This window comes from Rhodococcus sp. ACPA4, assembly GCF_002300185.1.
GTDB lineage: Bacteria > Actinomycetota > Actinomycetes > Mycobacteriales > Mycobacteriaceae > Rhodococcus_F > Rhodococcus_F globerula.
Window position 1 is genome coordinate 1473590 of record NZ_NSDY01000002.1, and the last position, 24341, is coordinate 1497930.

Genomic DNA, 24341 nt, shown 5'->3' on the forward strand with positions numbered 1-24341 from the left:
CCTGTGACTCCAGCTGACCTTGCCGAACTGCTCCGCGGAACCGCTGCGAGCGTCCTAGCCGAACGCGGCCTCGACGTCTCGGTGCTCCCAGAAACCTTGACAGTCGAGCGTCCTCGCAACCCCGAGCACGGCGACTACGCCACCAACATTGCCATGCAGGTAGCCAAGAAGGTCGGCACGAATCCGCGCGAGCTGGCGGGCTGGCTTGCCGAAGCCCTCACCGCAGCCAACGGAATCGAATCCGCCGAGATCGCCGGACCTGGCTTCCTCAACATCCGGCTGGACAAAGACGCCCAGGGCGCGATCGTCGTATCGGTTCTCGAAGCCGGTCCGTCGTACGGCTCGGGCGATTCCCTCGCCGGCAAGAAGATCAACCTCGAATTTGTCTCCGCCAACCCCACCGGACCGATTCACCTCGGTGGAACCCGTTGGGCCGCAGTCGGAGACGCGCTCGGACGCATCCTGTCCGCGCAGGGCGGCCTGGTCACACGTGAGTACTACTTCAACGACCACGGCGCCCAGATCGATCGCTTCTCGCGTTCGCTGATCGCCGCGGCCAAGGGCGAACCGGCACCCGAGGACGGCTACGCCGGCGCCTACATCGCCGACATCGCTCGGACCGTCATGGAGCAGCGCCCGGACGTCATGGACCTGCCTGCCGACGAGCAGCAGGAAACCTTCCGCGCCATCGGCGTCGATCTGATGTTCACGCACATCAAGCAGACGCTCCACGACTTCGGTGTCGACTTCGACGTGTACTTCCACGAGAACTCGCTCTTCGAATCCGGCGCAGTCGAAAAGGCAGTCGAGTCCCTGAAAAGCTCGGGCAACCTGTTCCACGAGGACGGTGCCTGGTGGCTCAAGAGCACCGACTACGGCGACGACAAGGACCGCGTTGTCATCAAGAGCGACGGCAACGCTGCCTACATTGCCGGTGACATTGCTTACTTCCAGGACAAGCGCGCCCGCGGCTTCGATCTGTGCATCTACATGCTCGGCGCCGATCACCACGGATACATCGGTCGGCTAAAGGCCGCCGCTGCCGCATTCGGTGACGACCCGGACACCGTCGAGGTCCTGATCGGACAGATGGTCAACCTCGTCAAGGACGGCTCCGCCGTCAAGATGAGCAAGCGCGCAGGCACCGTCATCACCCTCGACGACCTGGTCGAAGCCATCGGCGTCGACGCGTCGCGTTACGTCATGATCCGCTCGTCCGTGGACTCCAGCATCGACATCGACCTCGATCTGTGGACCAAGACCAGCAGCGAGAACCCGGTCTACTACGTCCAGTACGCGCATGCCCGCCTCTCCGCGATCGCCCGCAACGCCGCAGACCTCGGACTCTCTGCCGACGCGAGCCACCTCGCCCTGCTCACGGTCGAGCAGGAGGGCGATCTCATTCGCACGATCGGCGAATACCCTCGCGTCGTGTCCAGTGCAGCGAACCTGCGTGAGCCCCACCGTATTGCTCGCTACCTCGAAGAACTCGCGGGTGCGTACCACCGCTTCTACGGCGCGTGCCGCATCCTTCCGCAAGGCGACGAAGACGCAACCGACGTGCACCGCGCGCGTCTGGCACTCTGCGCCGCCACCAGGCAGGTCCTGGCCAACGGCCTCGAACTGCTCGGCGTCACAGCACCGGAGCAGATGTGAACGCGCACCCCGCCGGCCCCAAGCATGCCGAGCAGTTGCAGGCCCCCGGTCTGCCCGACCGTCCCACCAGTCCCGAGGCTTTCGGTGAACTCTCGCCGCAGGTGTGGCCGCGCAACGCGGCTCGCGGCGACGACGGCGAAGTAACCCTGGCAGGTGTCAAGGTCAGCGAGCTTGCCGAGAAGTACGGCACGCCGCTGTTTGTCATCGACGAAGACGATTTCCGTTCACGCTGCCGCGACATGGCCCGAGCATTCGGCCCGGATGCCAAGGTGCATTACGCATCCAAGGCATTCCTGTGTGGTGAGATCGCACGCTGGGTTGCCGACGAAGGTCTGTCACTCGACGTGTGCTCCGGTGGCGAATTGGCAATCGCACTGCACGCCGATTTCCCGGCCGAGCGAATTGCCATGCACGGCAACAACAAGTCCGTCGCCGAACTGACGGCCGGTGTTGCTGCCGGTGTCGGTCACGTCGTCCTCGACTCTGCAGTCGAGATCGAACGCCTCAACCGCGTCGCCGGTGAGGCCGGAGTTGTCCAGGACGTGCTGATCCGCCTGACCGTCGGCGTCGAAGCGCACACCCACGAATTCATCTCCACCGCACACGAAGATCAGAAGTTCGGATTCTCGTTGGCCGGGGGAGCGGCAATCGACGCAGTGCGCCGCGTCTTTGCCGCCGACAACCTGCGCCTCGTCGGACTGCACAGCCACATCGGCTCGCAGATCTTCGACGTCGACGGCTTCGAGGTGGCAGCCCATCGCGTCATCGGGCTGCTTCGCGACGTCGTCGCGGAGTTCGGCGTCGAGAAGACCAAGCAGATCTCGATAATCGACCTCGGTGGCGGCATGGGAATTTCGTACATCCCGTCCGACGACCCGCCGCCCGTCGACGAACTCGCAGCCAAGCTCGGCCACATCGTGCGCAACGAATCGGCACTGGCCGGACTGCCCGAGCCGACACTGGCCGTCGAACCCGGCCGCGCCATCGCCGGACCAGGCACGGTGACGCTCTACGAGGTCGGCACCATCAAGGACGTCACGGTGGGCAGCGCACTGACACGCCGCTACATCAGCGTCGACGGCGGCATGAGCGACAACATCCGCACATCGCTCTACGGTGCGGAGTACGAAGCCAAGTTGGTCTCACGTACATCCGAGGCCGATCCTGTTGTTGCACGTGTTGTCGGAAAGCACTGTGAATCCGGTGACGTCGTCATTCGGGACACCTGGATGCCCGAGGACGTCGGACCTGGTGATTTACTTGCGGTAGCAGCGACCGGTGCATACTGCTATTCGATGTCGAGCAGGTACAACCTGCTCACCCGCCCAGCCGTGGTGGCGGTGCGTGACGGAGTTTCACGCGTGATTCTGCGGAGGGAAACAGTGGAAGATCTGCTCAGCTTGGAGGTATCGCAGTGACGAGCCAATCGGCGCATCGCGCTATCGGTGTGGCCGTTCTCGGCCTCGGTAACGTCGGAAGTGAAGTCGTCCGCATCATTCGTGAGCAGGCCGAGGAGCTCGAAGCTCGCGTCGGCGCTCCGTTGGAACTGCGGGGAGTTGCCGTTCGTCGTATCGGCTCCGACCGCGGAATTCCCGAGGACATGCAGACGACGGATGCAGAATCTCTCGTCGCCCGCGAGGACGTGGACATCGTCGTCGAGGTGATCGGCGGAATCGAGCTGCCGCGAAAGCTGATCCTCTCCTCGCTCAATTCGGGCAAGTCCGTCGTCACCGCCAACAAGGCGTTGCTCGCGGACCACACCGGTGAATTGGCGGAGGCAGCCGAAGCGAACTCGGTCGACCTGTACTTCGAGGCGGCTGTCGCCGGCGCGATCCCGGTCATCCGCCCGCTGACGCAGTCGCTCGCAGGCGACCGGGTCAACAAGGTTGCCGGAATCGTGAACGGCACCACCAACTTCATCCTCTCCGCGATGGCCGAAACGGGCGCGGACTACGAGGAAACCCTCGCCGAAGCCGGCCGCCTCGGATACGCGGAAGCCGATCCGACCGCAGACGTCGAAGGCTACGACGCCGCAGCAAAGGCCGCGATCCTCGCGTCCATCGCGTTCCACACCCGCGTCACCGCCGCTGACGTGTACCGCGAAGGAATCTCCACCATCACCTCCGCGGACCTGGCGTCGGCGAAGGCACTCGACTGCACGATCAAGCTGCTCTCGATCTGCGAGCGGATCGTCACGCCCAAGGGCAAGGAGCGGATCTCCGCGCGGGTCTACCCAGCGCTTGTTCCGCTCACTCACCCGCTCGCCACTGTCAACGGCGCATTCAATGCCGTTGTCGTGGAAGCGGAAAACGCCGGCCGGCTCATGTTCTACGGCCAGGGTGCTGGCGGCGCTCCCACCGCTTCCGCGGTGATGGGTGATCTCGTGATGGCGGCGCGCAACAAGGTTCACGGTGGCCGCGGCCCCCGCGAATCCAAGTACGCCAAGCTCAAGGTCGCTCCGATGGGCGACATCCTCACGCGCTACTACGTGAACATGGAGGTGGCGGACAAGGAAGGCGTGCTGTCCGCAGTCGCCGCCGAGTTTGCGAAGCACGGCGTGAGCATCTCCGTCGTCCGTCAGGAAGGTGCCGGCGCCGGCGCTCGACTGGTGGTCGTCACTCATGTAGCAACCGACGCGGCTCTCTCCGAAACCGTGGCGGCCCTCAACGAACTCGAATTCGTCACCGCTGTGACCAGCGTGCTGCGACTGGAAGGCACTGAACAATGACCGGCATCGTCAATCCCGTCCACAAAGCTTGGCCGGGACTCATCGAGGCATACCGGGATCGTCTGGCAATCGGCGACAACTGGAAGACCGTCACCTTGCGTGAGGGCGGCACCCCGCTCCTGCCGGCCGGTCATCTCTCCGAAATCACCGGTTGTGACGTCTACCTCAAGGTCGAGGGCCTCAACCCCACCGGTTCGTTCAAGGACCGCGGCATGACGATGGCCGTCACCGACGCCCTCGCTCGTGGCCAGCGCGCCGTGCTCTGCGCCTCCACCGGCAACACCTCTGCCTCGGCTGCCGCGTACGCCGCCAAGGCCGGAATGACCTGCGCCGTCCTGATCCCGCAGGGCAAGATCGCCATGGGCAAGCTCGCTCAGGCAGTCATGCACGGCGCCAAGATCATTCAGGTCCAGGGCAACTTCGACGACTGCCTCGAACTGGCACGCAAGACCACTGCGGAGTTCCCGACCATCGGTCTCGTCAACTCTGTGAACCCGGTACGCATCGAAGGCCAGAAGACCGCGGCATTCGAAATCATGGACGTCCTGGGCAAGGCTCCCGACGTTCACGCACTCCCGGTCGGAAACGCCGGAAACATCACGGCGTACTGGCGCGGATACTCCGAGTACTACGCGGACGGTCTGACCACGGTCAGGCCCCGCATGCTCGGCGTGCAGGCAGCCGGAGCCGCACCGCTGGTCAACGGTGCGCCCGTCAAGGATCCCGAGACCATCGCCACCGCAATCCGGATCGGTTCTCCCGCATCCTGGAACGGCGCTGTCGCGGCCAAGGAAGAGTCGAACGGCGCATTCCGCGCCGCAACCGACGAGAAGATCCTCGAGGCCTACCGTCTGATCGCTGCCACCGAAGGCGTTTTCGTGGAGCCGGCGTCGGCAGCGAGCGTTGCCGGGCTCCTCGCAGCCCGCGCCGAAGGATGGCTGGAGCCCGGACTGACCGTCGTGTGCACCGTGACCGGTAACGGCCTCAAGGATCCCGATACCGCTCTGAAGGGCATGCCGAACGTCGAGCCCATCGGTGTTGATCCCGTTGCCGTTGCGGCTGCCCTCGAGCTTGCATAGTGTCCGTGGACTCGTCAACCACTCCGCGGAATCCGGTATCTGACATGACCAGAACCCTGCCTGTCGGTATTTCGGTGACCGCACGCGTCCCGGCCTCGAGTGCAAACTTGGGGCCGGGGTTCGACACCCTCGGCTTGGCTCTGGGGCTGTACGACGAAATCGTGGTCACCACAACGGATTCCGGCCTGAATATCCAGGTCGAAGGTGAGGGTGCCGCAGACGTGCCCTGGGGCCCTTCGCATCTGGTCGTTCGGGCCATCGAGCGCGGACTCGAAGCTGCCGGTGTGTGGGCCAGTGGCCTGGATGTGCTGTGCCGCAACGTGATCCCGCATTCGCGTGGGCTCGGTTCGTCCGCGTCGGCGGCAGTGGGCGGACTTGCTGCCGCAAACGGATTGGCCCGTGCACTCGACGCCGAGATCGGTCTCACCGACGAGCAGTTGGTCCAGTTGTCCTCCGAGTTCGAAGGGCACCCGGACAATGCGTCGGCGAGTGTCCTGGGCGGCGCAGTGGTGTCGTGGAGTTGCCCGTCCATCGTTGATGGCGACGAGCCGATCTACTCGGCCGCAAAACTCGACGTTCATCCCGATATCCGTGCAGTAGCACTGGTTCCGGAAGAACGATCCTCCACCGCGCACACCCGCGGACTGCTGCCCGAGATGGTTCCGCACCAGGATGCGTCGTTCAATGCAAGCCGCAGCGCTCTGGCCGTCGTCGCCCTGACGACGCGTCCGGATCTGTTGATGGCAGCCACCGAAGATCGTCTGCATCAGAGCCAGCGCGCGCCCGCGTTGCCGTTGACAACACGATGGATCTCGATTCTTCGTGAGGCCGGTATCGCGGCTACCGTTTCCGGCGCAGGCCCCACCGTGCTCGCGCTGAGCACGGAACCGTTGCCCGAGCAGTTGGCTGAGGCGGCGCGAGCCGACGGTCTCCGAGTTCTCGAACTCGAGATTGCTTCCGGTGTCGAGGTTCGTCCGACCCTGGACTGAGTTGGCTCCCGCCCGGTTGCCAGGGAAGTGAAGTGACACACGCGGGTTTCGGATAATCTTGCCGGACTCGTGGATCGGCGCTATCCTGGCAATGTCCGTACATCGTGCGCGTCAGTCGCCGGTGCATCATCAAGGGGCCAAACTCCTACCCAGTCGGGAATTGGGGTCCACAATCCTTGACGTGATCCTCGCACTTGTACCTTCTCGGGAAGGTCTGAATCCTCGACGGCACAATCCGTCGATGTTTCGTCAGTCGCGGCAGGTGTGCGACAGCATGTCGGTTTGAAACAGGGGCGGTTCGAGCACCGGTTTCCGACGGCCATGTTGATGACGGGCAAGCCGGTAGTTCTTGACATGCAACTCTCGACATGCAACTAAGTACGGCACCTCCGAGTTCGGTAATCAATCGAAACTTCGGGACGAACCCTCGACTCTGCGCCGCGCAAGTGAGGGAAGGAAAGGACCTCCGTGACCGATACGGACCTCATCGCCACCACTGCACCCAAGGCGAATTCCGCTGGGGCGCAGTCAGGCGACAATTCTCAGGCGTCATCTTCAGCACCCAGCGGTGCGGTGGCGACCTCCACGAAGCGTGCCGACGCACGTCGTGGCGCCGGGCTCTCCGGCATGGTGCTCACCGAACTGCGCAGTCTTGCCGGTGAACTGGGCATCAAGGGCACTTCCGGGATGCGCAAGGGCGACTTGATCGCCGCGATCAAGGAACGTCAGGGCGGCAGCGCCAAGGCGGCACCCGCTCAGAGTGAACTCACGCTCGACGACGCACCGGTTACCCGCACACGCGCCAAGAGCACCCGCGCCGCGCGCACCGAAACTGCCGAAGCTCCGGCTCCTGTCGAAGCTCCCGCAGCCGAGCCCGCCGCAGCAGCACCAGCCACGCGTACCGACACGTCCGAAGAAGCCGAGACGGGAGCCCCTCGTCGTGGCCGTCAGCGTCGCGGCGCTGCACGTCGCGCCGGTTCACCCGACCAGGGCGAGCTGAACATCGAGCAGGAGTCGGCACCGGCCGCTGTAGCACCGGCAAGTGAAGCACCAGTCGAGCGTAAGCAGAACGAGCGCGCCGAGACCCGGACCGATTCCGATCAGTCCGGCTCTGCCGAGCAGACCACCGAGCGTCCCCGCCGCGAGCGCAACAACCGCGACAACCAGGGTCAGCGCGACAACCAGGGTCAGCGCGACAACCAAGGTCAGCGCGACAACCAGGGCCAGCGCGGTAACCAGGATCGTCAAGACCGTCAGGATCGCGGAAATCAGAGCAATGCCGGCCAGAACAACGCCGGCCCGCGCACTGACAACCGCAACAACGGTCCGGACGACGACGAAGAGGGTGGCCGCGGACGTCGCGGACGCCGCTTCCGTGAGCGTCGTGGCCGTGGCCGCGAACGCGGCGAGGGCGGTGCACCCAGCGAGTCACGCGAGACCGAGATCCGCGAGGACGACGTCCTGCAGCCGGTAGCCGGCATCCTCGACGTACTCGACAACTACGCGTTCGTGCGTACGTCGGGATACCTCGCCGGACCCAACGACGTCTACGTCTCCATGAACCTGATCCGCAAGAACGGTCTGCGCCGCGGCGACGCCATCACCGGTGCTGTCCGGGTCTCCCGTGACGGCGACCAGAGCAATCAGCGTCAGAAGTTCAACCCGCTGGTGCGTATCGACACCGTCAACGGTGGTGATGTCGAGGCTGCGAAGAAGCGTCCCGAGTTCAACAAGCTCACGCCGCTCTACCCGAACCAGCGTCTGCGTCTCGAGACCGAGCAGAACATTCTGACGACGCGTGTCATCGACCTGGTGATGCCCATCGGTAAGGGCCAGCGCGCCCTGATCGTGAGCCCGCCCAAGGCCGGTAAGACCAGCGTGTTGCAGGCGATCGCCAACGCCATCGCGACCAACAACCCGGAGTGCTACCTCATGGTCGTCCTCGTGGACGAGCGTCCCGAGGAAGTGACCGACATGCAGCGCAGCGTGAAGGGTGAGGTTATCTCCTCGACCTTCGACCGCCCGCCGGGAGACCACACCTCGGTCGCCGAGCTCGCCATCGAGCGCGCAAAGCGTCTCGTGGAAATGGGTAAGGACGTCGTGGTTCTGCTCGACTCGATCACTCGATTGGGTCGTGCGTACAACAACTCGTCGCCCGCGTCGGGACGCATCCTCTCCGGTGGTGTCGACTCCACGGCTCTGTACCCGCCGAAGCGTTTCCTCGGTGCTGCCCGCAACATCGAGCACGGTGGCTCGCTCACCATCATCGCTACCGCGATGGTCGAGACCGGATCCACCGGCGACACCGTGATCTTCGAAGAGTTCAAGGGCACCGGCAACGCCGAGCTCAAGCTCGATCGCAAGATCGCCGAACGTCGTGTGTTCCCGGCTGTGGACGTCAACCCGTCCGGTACGCGTAAGGACGAGCTGCTCCTGAGCCCCGACGAAGCCGCTGTGCTGCACAAGCTGCGTCGTGTGCTGTCCGGGCTGGACTCGCATCAGGCCATCGATCTGCTGATCGACCGTCTGAAGAAGAGCAAGAACAACCTCGAGTTCCTGATGCAGGTCTCCAAGACCGCACCGGGCGCAATCGACGACTGATCTTCGGTCACGAAAGAAGAACCCCACAGCCGATTTGGCTGTGGGGTTTTTCGCGTCTGTGGAACAAACTGACGGGGGAGTGCGTTATGGAATTCGTACAGCCCACTTCCTTCAGAAAGTTCAGACGCGGATTACCGGCTCTACCACCACGTCTGGCATACTGAACGGCCGAGTCCGGTTCCGGTTCACGATGTCGATTGGCGACGTCGACCCGGCGACCATTGAAAGGGACACCATGAAGGCAGGAATCCACCCAACCTACGTAGCGACCACCGTCGTTTGCGGTTGCGGTAACACGTTCGAGACTCACAGCACCAAAGAGTCCGGACGCATCAACGTCGAGGTTTGCTCGCAGTGCCATCCCTTCTACACGGGCAAGCAGAAGATTCTCGACACCGGTGGACGCGTTGCTCGCTTCGAGGCTCGCTACGGCAAGCGCGCAGACAGCAAGGTTCAGACCGAAGACTAGCTGTTCCGCCGACGCCCGATCTGCAATTGCGGATCGGGCGTCGGCTTTTTTGTGCCTGCACTCGGTTTTGCGCGTTTCCCGGGTAGTAGCGTCGAATTATCTTTAAGCGCGCACCGTAGGAAACGAAAACTCAGAGCGGAGCGAACCATGGCAGGCGCAACCAAGCCCTCGGCCATCGACGACATCCTGGCAGAACATGCCGGTCTCGAAGCGCAGATGTCCGACCCGGCGCTGCACAACGACCCGACGGCCGCCCGCCGTGTCGGAAAGCGGTTCGCCGAGCTCTCGCCCATCATGTCGACGTACAACAAGCTCACTGCTGCGCAGGACGATCTGGAAGCCGCGCGTGAACTCGCTGCCGACGATTCCAGCTTTGCCGCGGAGATTCCGGACCTCGAGGCCGAGGTCGCACAGCTCGAGCAGACGCTGACCGATCAACTTGCCCCGCGTGATCCCCACGACGGTGACGACATCGTCCTCGAAGTGAAGTCGGGTGAAGGCGGCGAGGAGTCGGCACTCTTTGCTTCCGACCTGGCCCGCATGTACGTCCGCTACGCGGAACGTCACGGCTGGCGCGTCGAAATCCTGGATGCGACGGTCTCCGATCTCGGTGGATACAAAGAAGCAACCATTTCGATCAAGAGTAAGTCCGATACCCCAGACGGCGTATGGGCACGACTCAAGTTCGAGGGCGGCGTTCACCGCGTCCAGCGCGTGCCCGTCACCGAATCGCAGGGACGTGTGCATACTTCCGCCGCCGGTGTCCTGGTGTACCCGGAACCCGAAGAGGTCGAACAGGTTCAGATCGACGAGGGTGACCTGCGCATTGACGTCTACCGCTCGTCCGGCAAGGGTGGCCAAGGCGTCAACACCACCGACTCCGCGGTGCGAATTACTCACCTGCCCACCGGAATTGTGGTCACGTGCCAGAACGAACGCTCGCAGCTTCAGAACAAGGCCCGCGCCATGCAGGTGCTGGCCGCTCGTCTGCAGGTTGTCGCGGAGGAAGCCGCAGACGCGGAAGCTTCCGCCGGACGCCAGAGCCAGGTCAGGACCGTCGACCGCTCGGAACGTATCCGCACCTACAACTTTCCCGAGAACCGCATCACCGATCACCGCATCGGATTCAAGTCGCACAACCTCGACGCCGTTCTCGACGGAGAGCTTGATCCGCTCCTCGACGCACTGGGCAAGGCGGACCGCGAGGCCCGCCTCGCAGCCGAATAGGCGGGCGACATGACAACTCGTGAATTTCTCAGGCGTGGCAGGCTGTACGCGTGAGCAGACTCCCACTCCGTTTGGCGCTGATCGAGGCAGCCAAAGAGCTCGACGCGGCCGGCGTACCCAGCCCACGTAATGATGTCGAACTGCTGGCGTCGCATCTGCTCGGGGTAGAGCGCACCCGCCTAGGCCTGATTCCGTTGGTCGACCCCGAGGTGATCGAGGCGTTCAACGGCATGGTGGCGCAGCGCGCGAAGCGAATCCCGTTGCAGCACATCATCGGCAGCGCGTCGATGGGCAATATCGACGTTGCCGTCGGTCCGGGTGTGTTCATCCCGCGGCCCGAAACCGAGTTGCTGATGGGCTGGGCACTCTCGTTCCTCGAAGGATGCGGCAGTAGGCCTCCGGTTGTCCTGGACCTGTGCACCGGCTCGGGCGTGCTTGCGCTGTCCATCGCCGAGGCAAGGCCGGACGCTGTGGTACATGCCGTGGAGAAAGAGCCCGCCGCGCTGGCGTGGGCGCGTCGCAACGCCGCGGACCGTGAAACAGCGGGGGATACCCCGATTCATCTTCATCAAGGTGATGTCACCGATCGCAATCTGCTGCAGGCTCTCGAAGGCAAAGTCGACCTCGTCGTCTCCAACCCGCCGTACATTCCCGAAGGGGCGCAGCTGCAGCCCGAGGTCATGGATTACGACCCGCACACGGCTCTCTTCGGTGGTCCGGACGGTTTGTCCGTCATCAAACCCATGATCAGCAACATCGCACGCTGGCTGCGGATCGGCGGCGCCGCCGGGATCGAGCACGACGACACCAACGGCGACGGCGTCGCGGCACTGTTCTCCGGTCGACGGGTGTTCGGCGAAGTGGAGCAGCATCCGGACCTGGCCGGTCGCCCCCGTTTTGTTGTCGCGAGACGCGTCGCCACCGACGTGGAAGCCCAGCGTGAGCGAGACCACGGAATGCCGAGTGACAGGATGGTCCAGTGAGCACCGTTTACGACTGTAGTGAAATTGATACCCGTACGGCAGGTCTAGCTGCCGCTAAGAATGCACTCAAAGCCGGCCGCTTGGTTGTCCTTCCGACAGACACGTTGTACGGATTGGCTGCTGATGCGTTCGACAGCGAGGCCGTCACGAGCCTCCTCCGTGCCAAGGGGCGCGGCCGGGACATGCCGGTTCCCGTTCTGGTCGGATCCTGGAACACCATCGAGGGACTCGTCTACAGCGTCCGTCCGCAGGCACGCGATCTCGTTCGCGCATTCTGGCCGGGCGGGCTGAGTCTGGTTGTCGAACAAGCACCCTCACTGGCCTGGGATCTCGGCGATACGCGCGGAACGGTCATGCTTCGCATGCCGTTGCACCCCGTCGCATTGGAATTGCTGCGCGACGTCGGACCGCTTGCCGTCTCGAGCGCCAACATCTCCGGACGTCCACCGGCCACCACGGTCGACGAGGCTCGTGATCAGCTAGGCGGCTCGGCCAGCGTCTACCTCGACGGCGGACCGGCAGCACACGCGGTGGCGTCGACGATCGTGGATCTGACCGGCGACTCGCCCCGTATCCTGCGGGTCGGCGCCGTGTCGGCGGAAGATATCGCAGACGTGTTGGGCACCACGCCGGAAAGCCTTGTAGAGGGAGTTTCGTAACGATGGTCGGTGCCCGCCAGAACACGGGTGATTCTCCCCAGTGATCACGACGCACCAGGCCACCGAGATCCTCGCGCAGTCAAGCGGGGGAACGGGCGTACCGATCCGAGAACTCCTGCTGGTTCTGTGCACCGCTGCTGTGGTCACCTATCTGGCTACCGGCGCAGTACGGATACTGGCCATTCGCTTCGGAGCGGTGGCGATACCGCGCGACCGTGACGTCCACGTTCAGCCGACGCCTCGTCTCGGTGGTGTCGGAATGTATGTGGGTTTGGCTGCCGGGCTACTCTTCGCGCAGCAATTGCCTGCTCTGACACGAGGATTCGAGTTCGACAGTCATGACGTTCAAGCGGCGCTGGTGTCCGGCGGTGTCATAGTCCTGGTGGGGATCATCGACGACAAGTGGGGACTCGACGCCCTCACGAAGTTCGTCGGTCAGGTGACTGCCGCCGGAATCATGGTGGTGATGGGCGTCAGTTGGTTCATCATCTACAACCCGTTCGGTGACGGCGGATCGACCATCATTCTCGACCAGATCCAATCGGGCCTGTTCACGGTTGCCGTTGCCGTCGCAACTATCAACGCCATGAATTTCGTCGACGGTCTCGACGGTCTGGCGGCGGGACTCGGCCTTATTGCCGCGGTCGCGATCCTCCTCTTCTCGATCGGACTCCTGCACGATCAGGGCGGTGATGTCAGCGTGTACCCGCCGGCGATGATCGCCGCTGCTCTCGCCGGAGCGTGCCTCGGATTTCTGCCGCACAATTTCAATCCGGCACGGATATTCATGGGTGATTCCGGATCCATGCTGATCGGACTCATGCTTGCCGCGATTTCGACGTCCGCGTCCGGCCGGATTCCGCTGACGGCCTACGGCACGCGCGATCTTGTCGGTCTCCTCGCGCCGTTGCTGCTGGTCAGTGCTGTGATGTTCATCCCCATGCTGGACATGCTGCTTGCGGTCATCCGCCGCACGAGGGCAGGTGTGAGTCCGTTCAGTCCGGACAAGATGCATCTGCATCACCGGTTGCTGCAGATCGGTCACACCCATCGCCGAGTTGTGCTGGTCATCTACTCGTGGGTGGGGGTTCTTGCGTTCGGCGCTGTGGGATCTTCGCTGCTGGATCGACAGTTGGTTGTTGTCCTCGTGGCGGCCGGGTTACTTGCGGCATTCCTGTTCACGGCGATCCCGTCACTGCGCGATCGCCGGCAGGAGCGAGGGTAGGGAACTTTTCCGATCCATTACCCTTGAGCATCGTGACGAACACCCCGCAATCAGTGCCGGCATCGCAGCCCATTCCCGATTCGACCGCAGCAATGCGCTCCGCAGTGAAGTGGGGCGTGATCGGACTGGTTGTGCTGACCATTGTCGGTTCCCTGCTCGGGTGGCTGATCGGCGGTAAGGAAGGCCTGTACGGCGCGCTTCTCGGCGCCGCCGTCGGCGGTGGGTTCATTCTCTTCACCGCACTGGGTGTTCTTCTCACGTCGAAACTGCCGGCCCTGACCGCTGGTGCAGTTCTTCTCGGGACCTGGTTGCTCAAGATGATCCTGGCAATTGTGGTGCTCGCGATTCTGAAACCGCTCGACTTCTATGACAAGACGTCGTTGGTACTGGTCATGGTATTTGCGTTGGTTATCGTCCTCGGGGCGGAAACATACGGTGTTCTCGGAACCAAGACGCCGTACGTGGACCCCACCCCGAGCGCCCCGGTCAACGACGAAGAGTAGTACTACAAATCGTAACGAACCGCCCCTTCAGGTACCCCATCTACACAATGTCGTAGATGACTTGGTAGGGTCAGCGTCAAGCGAGAGCAAAGGCAGGCTAGGTAACCCTCAGCCGACGATGCCATGTGCTCGCAGGTGGCCGATATTCTGGGCCACTGAGTCGACGAGAGTCGCCGACACCGACAGAAGCCAGGCCCCCGCGAGGGTTCTCCAGCAACTGACGAATGCGCGAGTCGAACTTGTCGACTTGTAGATCGTCAATGTCCGATCGAACCGCAGTCAATGATGGCTGCGGACCGACTACGGGAGAGAACGCTGAGCGTCACCACCCTGGCCGCCGTGGAGTTCCACGCGCCGTCACTAGACGATTTTTTCCCCGAATCAGTACTGATTCACGCGGGTCCGTTCGAGCTCGACCGACTGATGCTCATCCGCATTCTGATGTCGGTGTTGGTAGCAGCGTTCTTCGCAATTGCGATGCGCAGCCCGCGGTTGATTCCGCGTGGTGTGCAGAACGTAGCCGAGATCGCGTTGGACTTCGTTCGCGTGCAGATCGCTGAAGACGTTCTCGGTAAGGAACAGGGCAAGCGATTCCTGCCCGTCATTGCCACGATCTTCTTCGTCGTCATCGCCAACAACGTCTCCGCGATCATCCCCTTCTTGAACATCTCACCGAACGCGCGTATCGGTATGCCGTTGGTTCTCGCGGCACTCGCATACATCGTCTTCAACTACGTGGGCATCAAGAAGTACGGCTTCTTCAAGTACGTGAAGAGCAGCATCGTTGTGCCCGGCGTTCCGACTGCCCTGCACTTCCTGCTGATCCCGATCGAGTTCATCTCGACGTTCGTCCTGCGCCCCTTCACGTTGATGGTTCGTCTTATGGCCAACATGTTGGCCGGCCACATCCTGCTGGTGCTGTTCCTCGGAGCAACGAACTTCTTTGTCCTCAACGGCGGCTTCCAGGCACTCTTCGGTGTTGCCTCCCTGGCCGCGGCTATCGCCTTCACCTTCTTCGAAATCCTGGTGATCGTGCTGCAGGCCTACGTTTTCTCTCTGCTGGCCGCGGTCTACATCGACCTCGCCTTGCACGCCGAAGATCACTGACCACACCACATTTCAGCTACACCAAGAACTGAGCCTTTCGTCGACACCGGCGAAGGTCAACTGAAAGGGAATGGAACACCATGAGCGTCGCTTACCTGGCACAGGAAGTTGCCGAGCAGACCATCACCAACAAGGGTTATGGCGCCATCGGCTACGGCCTCGCGGCAATCGGCCCCGGCATCGGTATCGGCATCGTTGTCGGTAAGGCAATCGAGGGCATGGTTCGCCAGCCCGAGATGGCCGGACAGGTTCGTACCACCATGTTCCTCGGTATTGCATTCACCGAGGCCCTCGCGCTGATCGGCCTCGTCGCCGGCTTCATTTTCTAAGAGACCGACATGGCAGCCACCATTACTCTGCTCGCGGCCGCTGAGGGTGAGACTCACAACCCTCTCGTGCCCGCGACGTACGACATCGTATGGTCCATCGTCTGCCTCGTCGTTGTCGGTTTTGTCTTCTGGAAGTTCGTACTTCCGATGTTCCAGAAGGTCCTTGCCGATCGCACCGAGCAGATCGAGGGCGGGATCAAGAAGGCCGAAGAGGCACAGGCCGAGGCAAAGGACGCGCTTGAGCAGTACCGCGCGCAGCTTGCCGAAGCTCGCACCGAGGCCGCGCAGATCCGTGAGGAAGCGCGCACCCAGGGTCAGCAGATCATTGCTGACATGAAGGTTCAGGCGCAGGAGGAGAGCGATCGCATCGTGGCCGCAGGCCACAGCCAGCTCGTCGCCCAGCGTCAGCAGATCGTCGCTGAGCTCCGCTCGGATCTCGGCAAGACCGCTGTAGACCTGGCCGAGAAGGTCATCGGAGAGTCCCTCGCCGACGACGTGAAGCGTGCCGGAACGGTTGATCGATTCCTCAACGAGCTCGACGCCGTCAGCGCTGATTCAGCCAGGAAGTGAGCAACATGTACGCAGCGAGCCGTGAATCCTTGGCGCAGACGCGTTCTGCGCTGAGCAGCGCCCTGGGCGCAGTCTCTGCAGGTGCCGCTACCGCGGCCGCTGCGCAGGCTGGGTCCGAGCTCTTCTCGGTGGTCGAGGTACTTGACGGCCAGCGCGCTCTTCGCAGCGCGCTGGCTGACGCTTCGGCACCGGTCGCTGGTCGCCAGGGCTTGGCTGAGCAGTTGTTCTCCGGAAAGGTCGGCGCGGAAGCGCTGGCAACCGTGAAAGCAGCTGCAGGCCAGGATTGGTCAGCGGGCCGCGACTTGGTCAACTCGCTCGAACTGCTCGGCCGCGAAGCTCTGCTTCGCGCCGCAGCCGATCAGGGCCAGTTGGACACCGTCGAGGACGAGCTGTTCCGTCTCGGCCGCATCGTGGCAGGGGATCCCAGCCTGGAGCAGACGCTCTCGGATCTGTCGGTTCCCGCAGCCCGCAAGCGTGAGTTCCTTTCGCGCCTGCTCTACGGCAAGGTCACCGCGGTCACCGAGGCACTTGCCGGACAGGCCGTCGGCCGGTTGAAGTCTGCACCCGCAGACACTTTCGACCAGCTGTCGAATCTTGCCGCCGCGCAGCGTGATACCGCTGTTGCCCACGTGCGCAGCGCTTCGGCGTTGAGTGCGGAGCAGACGGATCGTTTGACGAGCACACTTACCCGCACCTACGGGAAGCCGGTAACCGTGCACGTCGAGATCGATCCCGCACTTCTCAGCGGCTTGGTCGTCCGGGTGGGCGACGAGGTCATCGACGGTAGTGCAGCGGGACGACTCGCAGCACTGCGGAAGAACCTCAAATAGTCCTTCAGCCGAACACACACTCCAGATCTTTTCGAAGACCAGATACCGAGAGCAGGAAAAACATGGCGGAGCTGACGATCTCCTCCGACGAGATCCGTAGCGCGATCGACAACTACACCGCGAGCTACTCCCCGGAGGCCTCCCGTGAGGAGGTCGGCACAGTGACCGACACCAGTGACGGCATTGCGCACGTCTCTGGCCTGCCTTCGGCTATGTCCAACGAGCTGTTGGAGTTCCCCGGTGGAATCGTCGGCGTCGCGCTCAACCTGGATGCCACCGAAATCGGTGCAGTCATCCTGGGTGACTACCAGAACATTCAAGAAGGCCAGGAAGTAAAGCGCACGGGCGACGTTCTGTCGGTTCCCGTCGGCGACGCTTTCCTCGGCCGCGTCATCGACCCGTTGGGTGCTCCCATCGACGGCCTCGGCGAGATCGAGAGCACCGAAAACCGTGCACTCGAACTGCAGGCCGCTTCGGTGCTCGAGCGCCAGCCGGTCGAAGAGCCGCTCCAGACCGGTATCAAGGCTATCGACGCCATGACCCCGATCGGCCGCGGCCAGCGCCAGCTCATCATCGGCGACCGCAAGACCGGCAAGACCGCGGTCTGCATCGACGCGATCCTGAACCAGAAGGCCAACTGGGATTCCGGCGATGTCAACAAGCAGGTTCGCTGCATCTACGTTGCCATCGGTCAGAAGGGCTCCACCATCGCGGGCGTCAAGGCTGCCCTCGAGGAGAAGGGCGCGATGGAGTACACCACCATCGTTGCTGCTCCGGCTTCTGATTCCGCAGGCTTCAAGTGGCTCGCACCGTACACCGGCTCGGCCATCGGCCAGCACTGGATGTACCAGGGCAAGCACGTTCTGGTCGTGTTCGACGACCTGACCAAGCAGGCAGAGGCGTACCGCGCCATCTCGCTGCTGCTGCGTCGCCCGCCGGGACGTGAGGCATACCCCGGTGACGTCTTCTACTTGCACTCCCGTCTGCTGGAGCGTTCGGCGAAGCTGTCCGACGCACTCGGTGGCGGCTCGCTGACGGCTCTGCCGATCATCGAGACCAAGGCAAACGACGTCTCGGCATACATCCCGACCAACGTCATTTCCATCACCGACGGCCAGGTCTTCCTCGAGTCCGACCTGTTCAACAAGGGCGTTCGCCCCGCGATCAACGTCGGTATCTCGGTCTCCCGCGTCGGTGGCGCTGCACAGACCAAGGGCATGAAGAAGGTTTCCGGTTCGCTGCGTCTGGAACTGGCTCAGTTCCGTGAGCTCGAAGCGTTCTCCGCCTTCGCATCCGATCTCGACGCTGCCTCCAAGGCTCAGCTCGAGCGCGGTGCCCGTCTGGTCGAGCTGCTCAAGCAGGATCAGTACAGCCCGATCCCCGTCGAAGACCAGATCATCTCGATCTACCTCGCCGGCGAAGGCACCTTCGACAGCGTCCCGATCGGCGACGTCCGTCGCTTCGAGAAGGAACTGCTCGAAGACCTCAAGCACTCGGCTGCAGGCGTTTACTCCAGCATCAACGGCGGTAAGGCACTCGATGCCGACAACGCTGCTGCGCTGATCGCTGCAACCGACAAGTTCAAGGAAGGCTTCATCGCATCCGACGGAAGCCGGGTCGTGAACGAAGCCGAGGCCGACGCTCTGGGCGCAGACGAGGTCGCGAACGAGCAGATCAACGTCAAGCGCAAGACCGTCAGCAAGTGACGCACGCGCCCATGACACTGCGAATTCCGAAGGGAGAGTGATTGATCGATGGCAAGCATTCTCGAATTGCGGTCCCGTATCAAGTCGGTCAACTCGACCAAGAAGATCACCAAAGCACAGGAACTGATCGCGACTTCGCGTATCACGAAGGCTCAGATTCGCGTCGCCGCATCCAAGCCGTATGCCGAGGAGATCACGAAGGTACTCACCGAATTGGCGAGTGCGTCTGCTTCGCTCGATCACCCGCTGCTCAACGAGCGTCCGGAGCCCAAGCGGGCTGCGGTGCTCGTTGTCACCAGTGACCGCGGCATGTGTGGTGGCTACAACTCCAACGTCCTCAAGCAGGCAGAAGAGCTCATGGCTCTGCTCCGCACCGAGGGCAAGGAGCCGGTTGTCTACGTGCTCGGTTCCAAGGGACTCGGTTACTACACCTTCCGTGGCCGCGACATCGGTGCTGCGTGGACGGGCTTCTCGCAGGATCCGGGTTACTCGGATGCCGCGAAGGCCAGCCGCCACCTGGTGGAGCTCTTCATGGCAGGTTCGGGCAACCAGGTCGACGCTCCGAACGGCGAAGGCACCATCGAGGGCGTCGACGAACTCCATATCGTCTACACCCGCTTTGTGTCGATGCTGACCCAGACCCCCGAGGTTCGCCGTATGGCTCCCCTCGAGGTGTCCGTGTCCGAAGAGCGCATCGAACTCGGCGACGACATGCTGACCAACGGTCACGACGACGACCACTCCACCGGTCCCGTCGCTGACTTCAGCTTCGAGCCCGAGCCGGAGAAACTGCTCGGCGCACTTCTGCCGAAGTACGTCAGCACGCGTATCTTCTCGTCGCTTCTCGATGCTGCGGCATCGGAGTCGGCAGCCCGTCGTACCGCTATGAAGGCCGCGACGGACAACGCAAACGAACTGGTGAACACGTTGAGCCGTCAGGCCAACCAGGCTCGCCAGGCCCAGATCACCCAGGAAATCAGCGAGATCGTCGGCGGCGCCAACGCGCTCGCCTCGAGCGCAGGAAGTGACTAGCACATGACCGCAGCAGTAACCGAAAACAACGGGGCAGGTTCGGCTTCGGCCGTAGCCGGCCGCGTCGTGCGGGTCATCGGTCCCGTCGTGGACGTTGAATTCCCGCGTGGCGCTGTTCCTGAACTGTTCAACGCCCTGAACGCCGAGATCACGCTTCCCTCGGTCGCCAAGACGCTGACGCTCGAGGTTGCTCAGCACCTCGGTGACAACCTGGTCCGCACCGTCTCCATGCAGCCCACCGACGGCCTGGTCCGCGGCACTGCAGTGACCGACTCGGGCAAGCCGATCTCGGTTCCCGTCGGTGACGTCGTCAAGGGCCACGTGTTCAACGCACTGGGCGATTGCCTCGACACACCCGGCCTCGGCCGTGACGGCGAGCAGTGGGGCATCCACCGCAAGCCACCAGCCTTCGATCAGCTCGAAGGTAAGACCGAGATCCTCGAGACCGGCATCAAGGTCATCGACCTTCTCACCCCGTACGTCAAGGGTGGAAAGATCGGTCTGTTCGGTGGTGCCGGCGTCGGCAAGACCGTTCTGATCCAGGAAATGATCACGCGTATCGCTCGCGAGTTCTCGGGCACCTCGGTGTTCGCAGGCGTCGGTGAGCGTACCCGTGAGGGCACCGACCTCCACCTGGAAATGGAAGAGATGGGCGTCCTCCAGGACACCGCCCTTGTCTTCGGCCAGATGGACGAGCCGCCCGGAACGCGTATGCGCGTCGCCCTGTCCGCACTGACGATGGCGGAGTACTTCCGCGACGTTCAGGGCCAGGACGTCCTGCTGTTCATCGACAACATCTTCCGCTTCACGCAGGCAGGTTCCGAGGTTTCCACCCTCCTCGGCCGTATGCCTTCGGCAGTGGGCTACCAGCCCACGCTTGCGGACGAGATGGGTGAGCTCCAGGAGCGCATCACCTCGACCCGTGGTCGTTCGATCACGTCGCTGCAGGCTATTTACGTGCCCGCCGACGACTACACCGACCCCGCGCCGGCTACGACGTTCGCGCACCTCGATGCCACCACCGAGCTCTCGCGCCCGATTTCGCAGATGGGTATTTACCCCGCTGTGGATCCGCTGAGCTCGACCTCCCGCATCCTGGAGCCCGGCATCGTCGGTGCCGAGCACTTCCGCGTTGCCAACGAGGTCAAGCGCATCCTGCAGAAGTACAAGGAACTGCAGGACATCATCGCCATCCTCGGTATGGACGAGCTTCAGGAAGAGGACAAGGTCCTCGTGGGCCGCGCCCGTCGTATCCAGAAGTTCCTCGGCCAGAACTTCATCGTTGCCGAGAAGTTCACCGGTGAGCCCGGCTCCGTCGTGCCGCTTCGCGACACCATCGAAGCCTTCGACCGCGTCTGCAAGGGCGAGTTCGATCACCTTCCCGAGCAGGCATTCAACAGCTGTGGTGGACTCGACGACGTCGAGGCTGCAGCCAAGAAGATGGCCGGGAAGTAGTCCACGATGGCTGAGATGACCGTAGAACTCGTTGCCGTCGAGGAGCGCTTGTGGTCGGGTACGGCGACGCTGGTCAGCGCTCAGACGACTGAGGGCGAGATCGGCATCATGCCTGGGCATGAGCCGGTTCTCGGCCAGCTCATCGAGGGCGGCACCGTGTCGATCACGTCTGTCGACGGTGAGCGCATCGTCGCAGCAGTTCACGGCGGTTTCCTGTCGGTGACGGCTACCACCGTCACGATTCTGGCCGAGTCCGCGGACATGGCCGAGGACATCGACGTGAGCGCTGCCAAGGCAGTACTCGCTGACACCCAAGCCGACGACGAGGCGATTGCGGTCGCCAAGGGTCAGCTTCGGGCAGTCGAGCGCGCGTAGTTAATCAGAGCAAAGCCGCGACGGGAGCCGACGAACAGTGACATTCGGAATGACTGTGTTGATCATTCTGGTTGTGCTGCTCGCGGTTCTCGTCGCGGCTTTTCTGTACCGTCTGGTGATCCTGCGCCGCGGTGGTACGGCAGCACTTCTTCGTGTTCTGCCCTCTCCGGGGGACAGCGGGTGGCGACACGGAATCATTCGCTACGGCGAAAGCTCCTTCGTATTCTTCAAACTTTCTTCTCTCCGGCCCGGTCCGGATTCACGTGTCGACCGTCAAGGCATCGAGGTCGAGAGCCGTCGCTCTCCCTCCGGTACCGAATTCGACATCATGAGTGACGACATCGTTGTCCTGCGTCTGCGTGATGGGTCGTCGAACTACGAAATCGCTTTGGACAGTGGAGCGTTGACCGCGTTCCTGTCCTGGGTGGAATCTCGGCCAGACGGGCGTGCCCGCAGGCGACGTACCGCCTGACCGGAGGTGCGGCGTCAGGCGCCGGCGCCTGGCTTCCAGAGAACATCACCGTTCGGATTGGCAACTCTTCCCATGATGAAGAGCAGATCCGACAATCTGTTGAGGTATTTGGCGGGCAGAACGCTCGTGTCGTCAGGGTGCGCATCGATAGCCGACCACGCCGCTCGTTCGGCTCGGCGAGATACGGTCCGAGCAACGTGCAGTAGAGCTCCCAACGGCGTTCCGCCGGGCAGAATGAACGAATTCAGCGGTGCCAGTTCATCATTGAGCTCGTCGCACCAGCCTTCGAGGCGATCGATGTATGCCTGGGTAACGCGCAGCGGCGGGTATTTGGGATTCTCGACGACCGGGGTGGACAGGTCGGCTCCCGCGTCGAAGAGGTCGTTCTGAATCTGTCGAAGTATCGCCGTCAGACTCTCCGATGGATTGCCGAGGGCCAACGCAACACCGATCGCGGCATTGGTTTCGTCGCAATCCGCATATGCGGTCAGGCGCGGGTCGTTCTTGGACACGCGCGAAAAGTCGCTCAGTCCTGTGGTGCCGTCGTCGCCGGTCCGGGTGTAGATCTTCGTTAGGTGAACACTCATACGCCAACGGTACCGGCGCGGAGTTTCGACGGTTGTGGCTCTAGGCTGTGAACCGTGAGTGAGCACTTTCTTGTAACCGGGGGTAAGCGCCTCGAAGGTGAAGTTTCAGTCGGGGGCGCCAAGAACAGTGTGCTGAAGCTGATGGCTGCAGCATTGTTGGCCGAGGGCACTACCGTCGTGACCAACTGCCCAGACATCCTCGACGTTCCGCTGATGGCGGACGTGCTGCGAGGCTTGGGGTGCGAAGTCGAACTCGAAGATTCCGAAGTTCGGATCACGACGCCGGCCGAACCGAAATACCACGCAGACTTCGACGCCGTGAAGCAGTTCCGCGCATCGGTCTGTGTCTTGGGACCACTCGTAGCGCGCTGTCGACGGGCCGTGGTTGCCCTTCCCGGTGGCGATGCGATCGGATCCCGGCCGCTCGACATGCATCAGTCTGGTCTTCGACTTCTCGGTGCCCACAGCGAAATCGAGCACGGATGTGTTGTGGCGCAGGCCGATGACCTGCACGGTGCAAACATCCGCCTCGTATTTCCGTCGGTCGGTGCTACTGAGAACATCCTCATGGCTGCCGTTCTCGCGCGTGGTGAAACGGTCATCGACAATGCGGCACGTGAACCGGAGATCGTCGATCTGTGCAACATGCTGAACCAGATGGGGGCAAAGGTCAGTGGCGGGGGTTCCACGACGCTCACCATTCAAGGTGTTCGCAAACTGGAACCGACCACACACAGAGTCATCGGTGATCGCATCGTTGCAGCAACCTGGGGCGTCGCCGCGTCGATGACCAGGGGAGATGTACGCGTTCGTGGGGTCAACCACAAGCATCTCGGGTTGGTCCTCGACAAGCTGCGAACTGCAGGCGCCGAAGTGACACCGGAAGTCGACGGTTTTCGAGTTGTCCAACGTGAGCGGCCCAAAGCCGTCAACTTTGCGACGCTCCCGTACCCGGGATTCCCGACGGACCTCCAGCCCATGGCCATCGGACTGGCAGCAGTGGCAGAGGGAACGTCGATGATCACAGAGAACGTCTTTGAATCCCGTTTCCGGTTCGTGGAGGAAATGATCCGTTTAGGCGCAGACGCCCGGACCGACGGTCACCATGCCGTAATCAGGGGAGTGCCGGTTCTGTCCAGCGCGCCGGTGTGGTCTTCGGACATTCGCGCCGGAGCTGGACTTGTTCTTGCCGGCTTGGTGGCAGATGGCGTGACCGAAGTGCACGACATCTTCCACATCGACCGCGGCTATCCGCGCTTTGTCGAGAACCTGCGTGGACTGGGCGGGATTATCGAGAGGGTCAGCACCGAATAGTCGGGGTGCTCGGGGTCACATCGGGCAGTTGTGCGGCTTAGTTGGATTCAGCCGGCACGGAAATCGCTGTGACCTCGCAAATCTTGTCCAGTCCAGTAGAGCGACCAGGCGATTTGTTAATTCGTTGAAGGTTCGCGTAACTTATTCCAAGTCAGAGCGACACGGACACCGACTCCCGCTTCACAGCGAGTGACACGAGGTTGTACGAAGTGCCTGGCCAAAATTCGAAGTAGTTTCCATCATGTATGGTTGTGCTTCAACCCCAGTTCTTCTTCACGATGTTCCGGTTTGCGCCGGTGACTTCGATGGGATAGGCTGGAAAAGTTGCCCCGGAGCGAGTGGCCTGAAGGTTGCGGTGATGGTGTGCGCGTGTTCTTTGAGAACTCAACAGTGTGTCGATGAATGTCAGTGCCAAAATTATTTGGTACTTCACATGTCGAATGAT

The 24341-nt window shown here is 62.6% G+C and carries 24 protein-coding genes; 22 read left to right on the forward strand and 2 right to left on the reverse strand.

The features are described 5' to 3' along the window. Positions 1-3: 3 nt before the first annotated feature. The 21 genes from argS (at position 4) to CJ178_RS30125 (ending at position 21995) form a co-directional block, all read left to right on the forward strand. Positions 4-1656 (forward strand): arginine--tRNA ligase, encoded by a 1653-nt coding sequence (gene argS, locus CJ178_RS30025; RefSeq protein WP_045071326.1) that lies wholly within the window; start codon positions 4-6, stop codon positions 1654-1656. Beyond that, a complete protein-coding gene (gene lysA, locus CJ178_RS30030; protein ID WP_033236093.1) occupies positions 1653-3074 on the forward strand; it encodes a diaminopimelate decarboxylase in 1422 nt (473 codons plus the stop codon). Before argS ends, lysA begins: the two co-directional genes overlap by 4 nt. After that, complete coding sequence (locus tag CJ178_RS30035; RefSeq protein WP_033236094.1) at positions 3071-4384, forward strand: homoserine dehydrogenase; 1314 nt, start codon at positions 3071-3073, stop codon at positions 4382-4384. Before lysA ends, CJ178_RS30035 begins: the two co-directional genes overlap by 4 nt. Beyond that, a complete protein-coding gene (gene thrC / locus CJ178_RS30040) occupies positions 4381-5463 on the forward strand; it encodes a threonine synthase (protein ID WP_033236095.1) in 1083 nt (360 codons plus the stop codon). Before CJ178_RS30035 ends, thrC begins: the two co-directional genes overlap by 4 nt. Positions 5464-5507: 44 nt before the next feature. Then, positions 5508-6452 (forward strand): homoserine kinase, encoded by a 945-nt coding sequence (gene thrB / locus CJ178_RS30045; protein ID WP_033236137.1) that lies wholly within the window; start codon positions 5508-5510, stop codon positions 6450-6452. 468 nt (positions 6453-6920) lie between these two features. Beyond that, the gene (rho, locus tag CJ178_RS30050) at positions 6921-9053 is read left to right on the forward strand and encodes a transcription termination factor Rho (RefSeq protein ID WP_095888646.1); all 2133 of its coding nucleotides are present in this window, start codon (positions 6921-6923) and stop codon (positions 9051-9053) included. A 235-nt stretch (positions 9054-9288) separates the two neighbouring features. Continuing rightward, positions 9289-9522 carry a 50S ribosomal protein L31 gene (rpmE, locus tag CJ178_RS30055; protein ID WP_033236138.1) on the forward strand — a complete coding sequence of 78 codons (234 nt, stop codon included), beginning with the start codon at positions 9289-9291 and terminating at the stop codon, positions 9520-9522. 147 nt (positions 9523-9669) lie between these two features. Further along, entirely contained in the window at positions 9670-10749 is a 1080-nt protein-coding gene (prfA, locus tag CJ178_RS30060) for a peptide chain release factor 1 (protein WP_033236097.1), read from the forward strand. Positions 10750-10799: 50 nt separating this feature from the next. Next, positions 10800-11732 carry a peptide chain release factor N(5)-glutamine methyltransferase gene (gene prmC, locus CJ178_RS30065; RefSeq protein ID WP_033236098.1) on the forward strand — a complete coding sequence of 311 codons (933 nt, stop codon included), beginning with the start codon at positions 10800-10802 and terminating at the stop codon, positions 11730-11732. Next, a complete protein-coding gene (locus CJ178_RS30070) occupies positions 11729-12391 on the forward strand; it encodes an L-threonylcarbamoyladenylate synthase (RefSeq protein WP_095888647.1) in 663 nt (220 codons plus the stop codon). Before prmC ends, CJ178_RS30070 begins: the two co-directional genes overlap by 4 nt. A gap of 40 nt (positions 12392-12431) precedes the next feature. Beyond that, positions 12432-13616 (forward strand): glycosyltransferase family 4 protein, encoded by a 1185-nt coding sequence (locus tag CJ178_RS30075; protein ID WP_033236100.1) that lies wholly within the window; start codon positions 12432-12434, stop codon positions 13614-13616. A gap of 23 nt (positions 13617-13639) precedes the next feature. Next, positions 13640-14119: a glycine zipper family protein gene (locus CJ178_RS30080; protein ID WP_033236101.1), complete on the forward strand. Its 480-nt coding sequence runs from the start codon at positions 13640-13642 to the stop codon at positions 14117-14119. Between the two features lie 282 nt (positions 14120-14401). Next, the gene (atpB, locus tag CJ178_RS30085) at positions 14402-15226 is read left to right on the forward strand and encodes a F0F1 ATP synthase subunit A (protein ID WP_045071318.1); all 825 of its coding nucleotides are present in this window, start codon (positions 14402-14404) and stop codon (positions 15224-15226) included. 80 nt (positions 15227-15306) lie between these two features. Continuing rightward, the gene (locus tag CJ178_RS30090; protein ID WP_033236102.1) at positions 15307-15555 is read left to right on the forward strand and encodes an ATP synthase F0 subunit C; all 249 of its coding nucleotides are present in this window, start codon (positions 15307-15309) and stop codon (positions 15553-15555) included. A gap of 9 nt (positions 15556-15564) precedes the next feature. Continuing rightward, positions 15565-16125, forward strand: a complete 561-nt coding sequence (locus tag CJ178_RS30095) for a F0F1 ATP synthase subunit B (RefSeq protein ID WP_033236103.1) — start codon at positions 15565-15567, stop codon at positions 16123-16125. A 5-nt stretch (positions 16126-16130) separates the two neighbouring features. Further along, complete coding sequence (locus CJ178_RS30100) at positions 16131-16955, forward strand: F0F1 ATP synthase subunit delta (RefSeq protein ID WP_033236104.1); 825 nt, start codon at positions 16131-16133, stop codon at positions 16953-16955. Between the two features lie 62 nt (positions 16956-17017). Further along, entirely contained in the window at positions 17018-18661 is a 1644-nt protein-coding gene (gene atpA, locus CJ178_RS30105; RefSeq protein WP_033236105.1) for a F0F1 ATP synthase subunit alpha, read from the forward strand. A gap of 48 nt (positions 18662-18709) precedes the next feature. Beyond that, positions 18710-19693, forward strand: coding sequence for a F0F1 ATP synthase subunit gamma (locus CJ178_RS30110; RefSeq protein WP_033236106.1), 984 nt, complete (start codon positions 18710-18712; stop codon positions 19691-19693). Between the two features lie 3 nt (positions 19694-19696). Beyond that, positions 19697-21148, forward strand: a complete 1452-nt coding sequence (gene atpD, locus CJ178_RS30115) for a F0F1 ATP synthase subunit beta (protein ID WP_003941349.1) — start codon at positions 19697-19699, stop codon at positions 21146-21148. A 6-nt stretch (positions 21149-21154) separates the two neighbouring features. Next, positions 21155-21523, forward strand: a complete 369-nt coding sequence (locus CJ178_RS30120; protein ID WP_033236107.1) for a F0F1 ATP synthase subunit epsilon — start codon at positions 21155-21157, stop codon at positions 21521-21523. A 49-nt stretch (positions 21524-21572) separates the two neighbouring features. Continuing rightward, on the forward strand, positions 21573-21995 hold the full coding sequence (locus CJ178_RS30125) for a DUF2550 domain-containing protein (protein ID WP_033236108.1): 423 nt from the start codon (positions 21573-21575) through the stop codon (positions 21993-21995). A gap of 14 nt (positions 21996-22009) precedes the next feature. Here the strand turns inward: CJ178_RS30125 and CJ178_RS30130 are convergent, their stop codons facing one another. Next, positions 22010-22582 carry a cob(I)yrinic acid a,c-diamide adenosyltransferase gene (locus CJ178_RS30130; RefSeq protein WP_045071314.1) on the reverse strand — a complete coding sequence of 191 codons (573 nt, stop codon included), beginning with the start codon at positions 22580-22582 and terminating at the stop codon, positions 22010-22012. A gap of 54 nt (positions 22583-22636) precedes the next feature. On the opposite strand from CJ178_RS30130, the gene murA reads away from it, so the two are divergent. Then, positions 22637-23896: a UDP-N-acetylglucosamine 1-carboxyvinyltransferase gene (gene murA / locus CJ178_RS30135; protein ID WP_045071310.1), complete on the forward strand. Its 1260-nt coding sequence runs from the start codon at positions 22637-22639 to the stop codon at positions 23894-23896. 256 nt (positions 23897-24152) lie between these two features. Here the strand turns inward: murA and CJ178_RS33080 are convergent. Further along, on the reverse strand, positions 24153-24341 hold a 189-nt coding region (locus CJ178_RS33080; RefSeq protein ID WP_218833760.1), incomplete at its 5' end, for a hypothetical protein.

Excerpts from the sequence above, each read along its gene's own strand:
- CJ178_RS30090 (WP_033236102.1), top strand. The coding sequence starts at position 15,307 with ATGAGCGTCGCTTACCTGGCACAGGAAGTTGCCGAGCAGACCATCACC.
- atpB (WP_045071318.1), top strand. The coding sequence starts at position 14,402 with ATGATGGCTGCGGACCGACTACGGGAGAGAACGCTGAGCGTCACCACC.
- atpD (WP_003941349.1), top strand. The coding sequence starts at position 19,697 with ATGACCGCAGCAGTAACCGAAAACAACGGGGCAGGTTCGGCTTCGGCC.
- CJ178_RS30120 (WP_033236107.1), top strand. The coding sequence starts at position 21,155 with ATGGCTGAGATGACCGTAGAACTCGTTGCCGTCGAGGAGCGCTTGTGG.
- thrB (WP_033236137.1), top strand. The coding sequence starts at position 5,508 with ATGACCAGAACCCTGCCTGTCGGTATTTCGGTGACCGCACGCGTCCCG.
- CJ178_RS30110 (WP_033236106.1), top strand. The coding sequence starts at position 18,710 with ATGGCAAGCATTCTCGAATTGCGGTCCCGTATCAAGTCGGTCAACTCG.
- CJ178_RS30125 (WP_033236108.1), top strand. The coding sequence starts at position 21,573 with ATGACTGTGTTGATCATTCTGGTTGTGCTGCTCGCGGTTCTCGTCGCG.
- prfA (WP_033236097.1), top strand. The coding sequence starts at position 9,670 with ATGGCAGGCGCAACCAAGCCCTCGGCCATCGACGACATCCTGGCAGAA.
- rpmE (WP_033236138.1), top strand. The coding sequence starts at position 9,289 with ATGAAGGCAGGAATCCACCCAACCTACGTAGCGACCACCGTCGTTTGC.
- CJ178_RS30100 (WP_033236104.1), top strand. The coding sequence starts at position 16,131 with ATGTACGCAGCGAGCCGTGAATCCTTGGCGCAGACGCGTTCTGCGCTG.
- CJ178_RS30095 (WP_033236103.1), top strand. The coding sequence starts at position 15,565 with ATGGCAGCCACCATTACTCTGCTCGCGGCCGCTGAGGGTGAGACTCAC.
- CJ178_RS30130 (WP_045071314.1), bottom strand. The coding sequence starts at position 22,582 with ATGAGTGTTCACCTAACGAAGATCTACACCCGGACCGGCGACGACGGC.
- thrC (WP_033236095.1), top strand. The coding sequence starts at position 4,381 with ATGACCGGCATCGTCAATCCCGTCCACAAAGCTTGGCCGGGACTCATC.
- atpA (WP_033236105.1), top strand. The coding sequence starts at position 17,018 with ATGGCGGAGCTGACGATCTCCTCCGACGAGATCCGTAGCGCGATCGAC.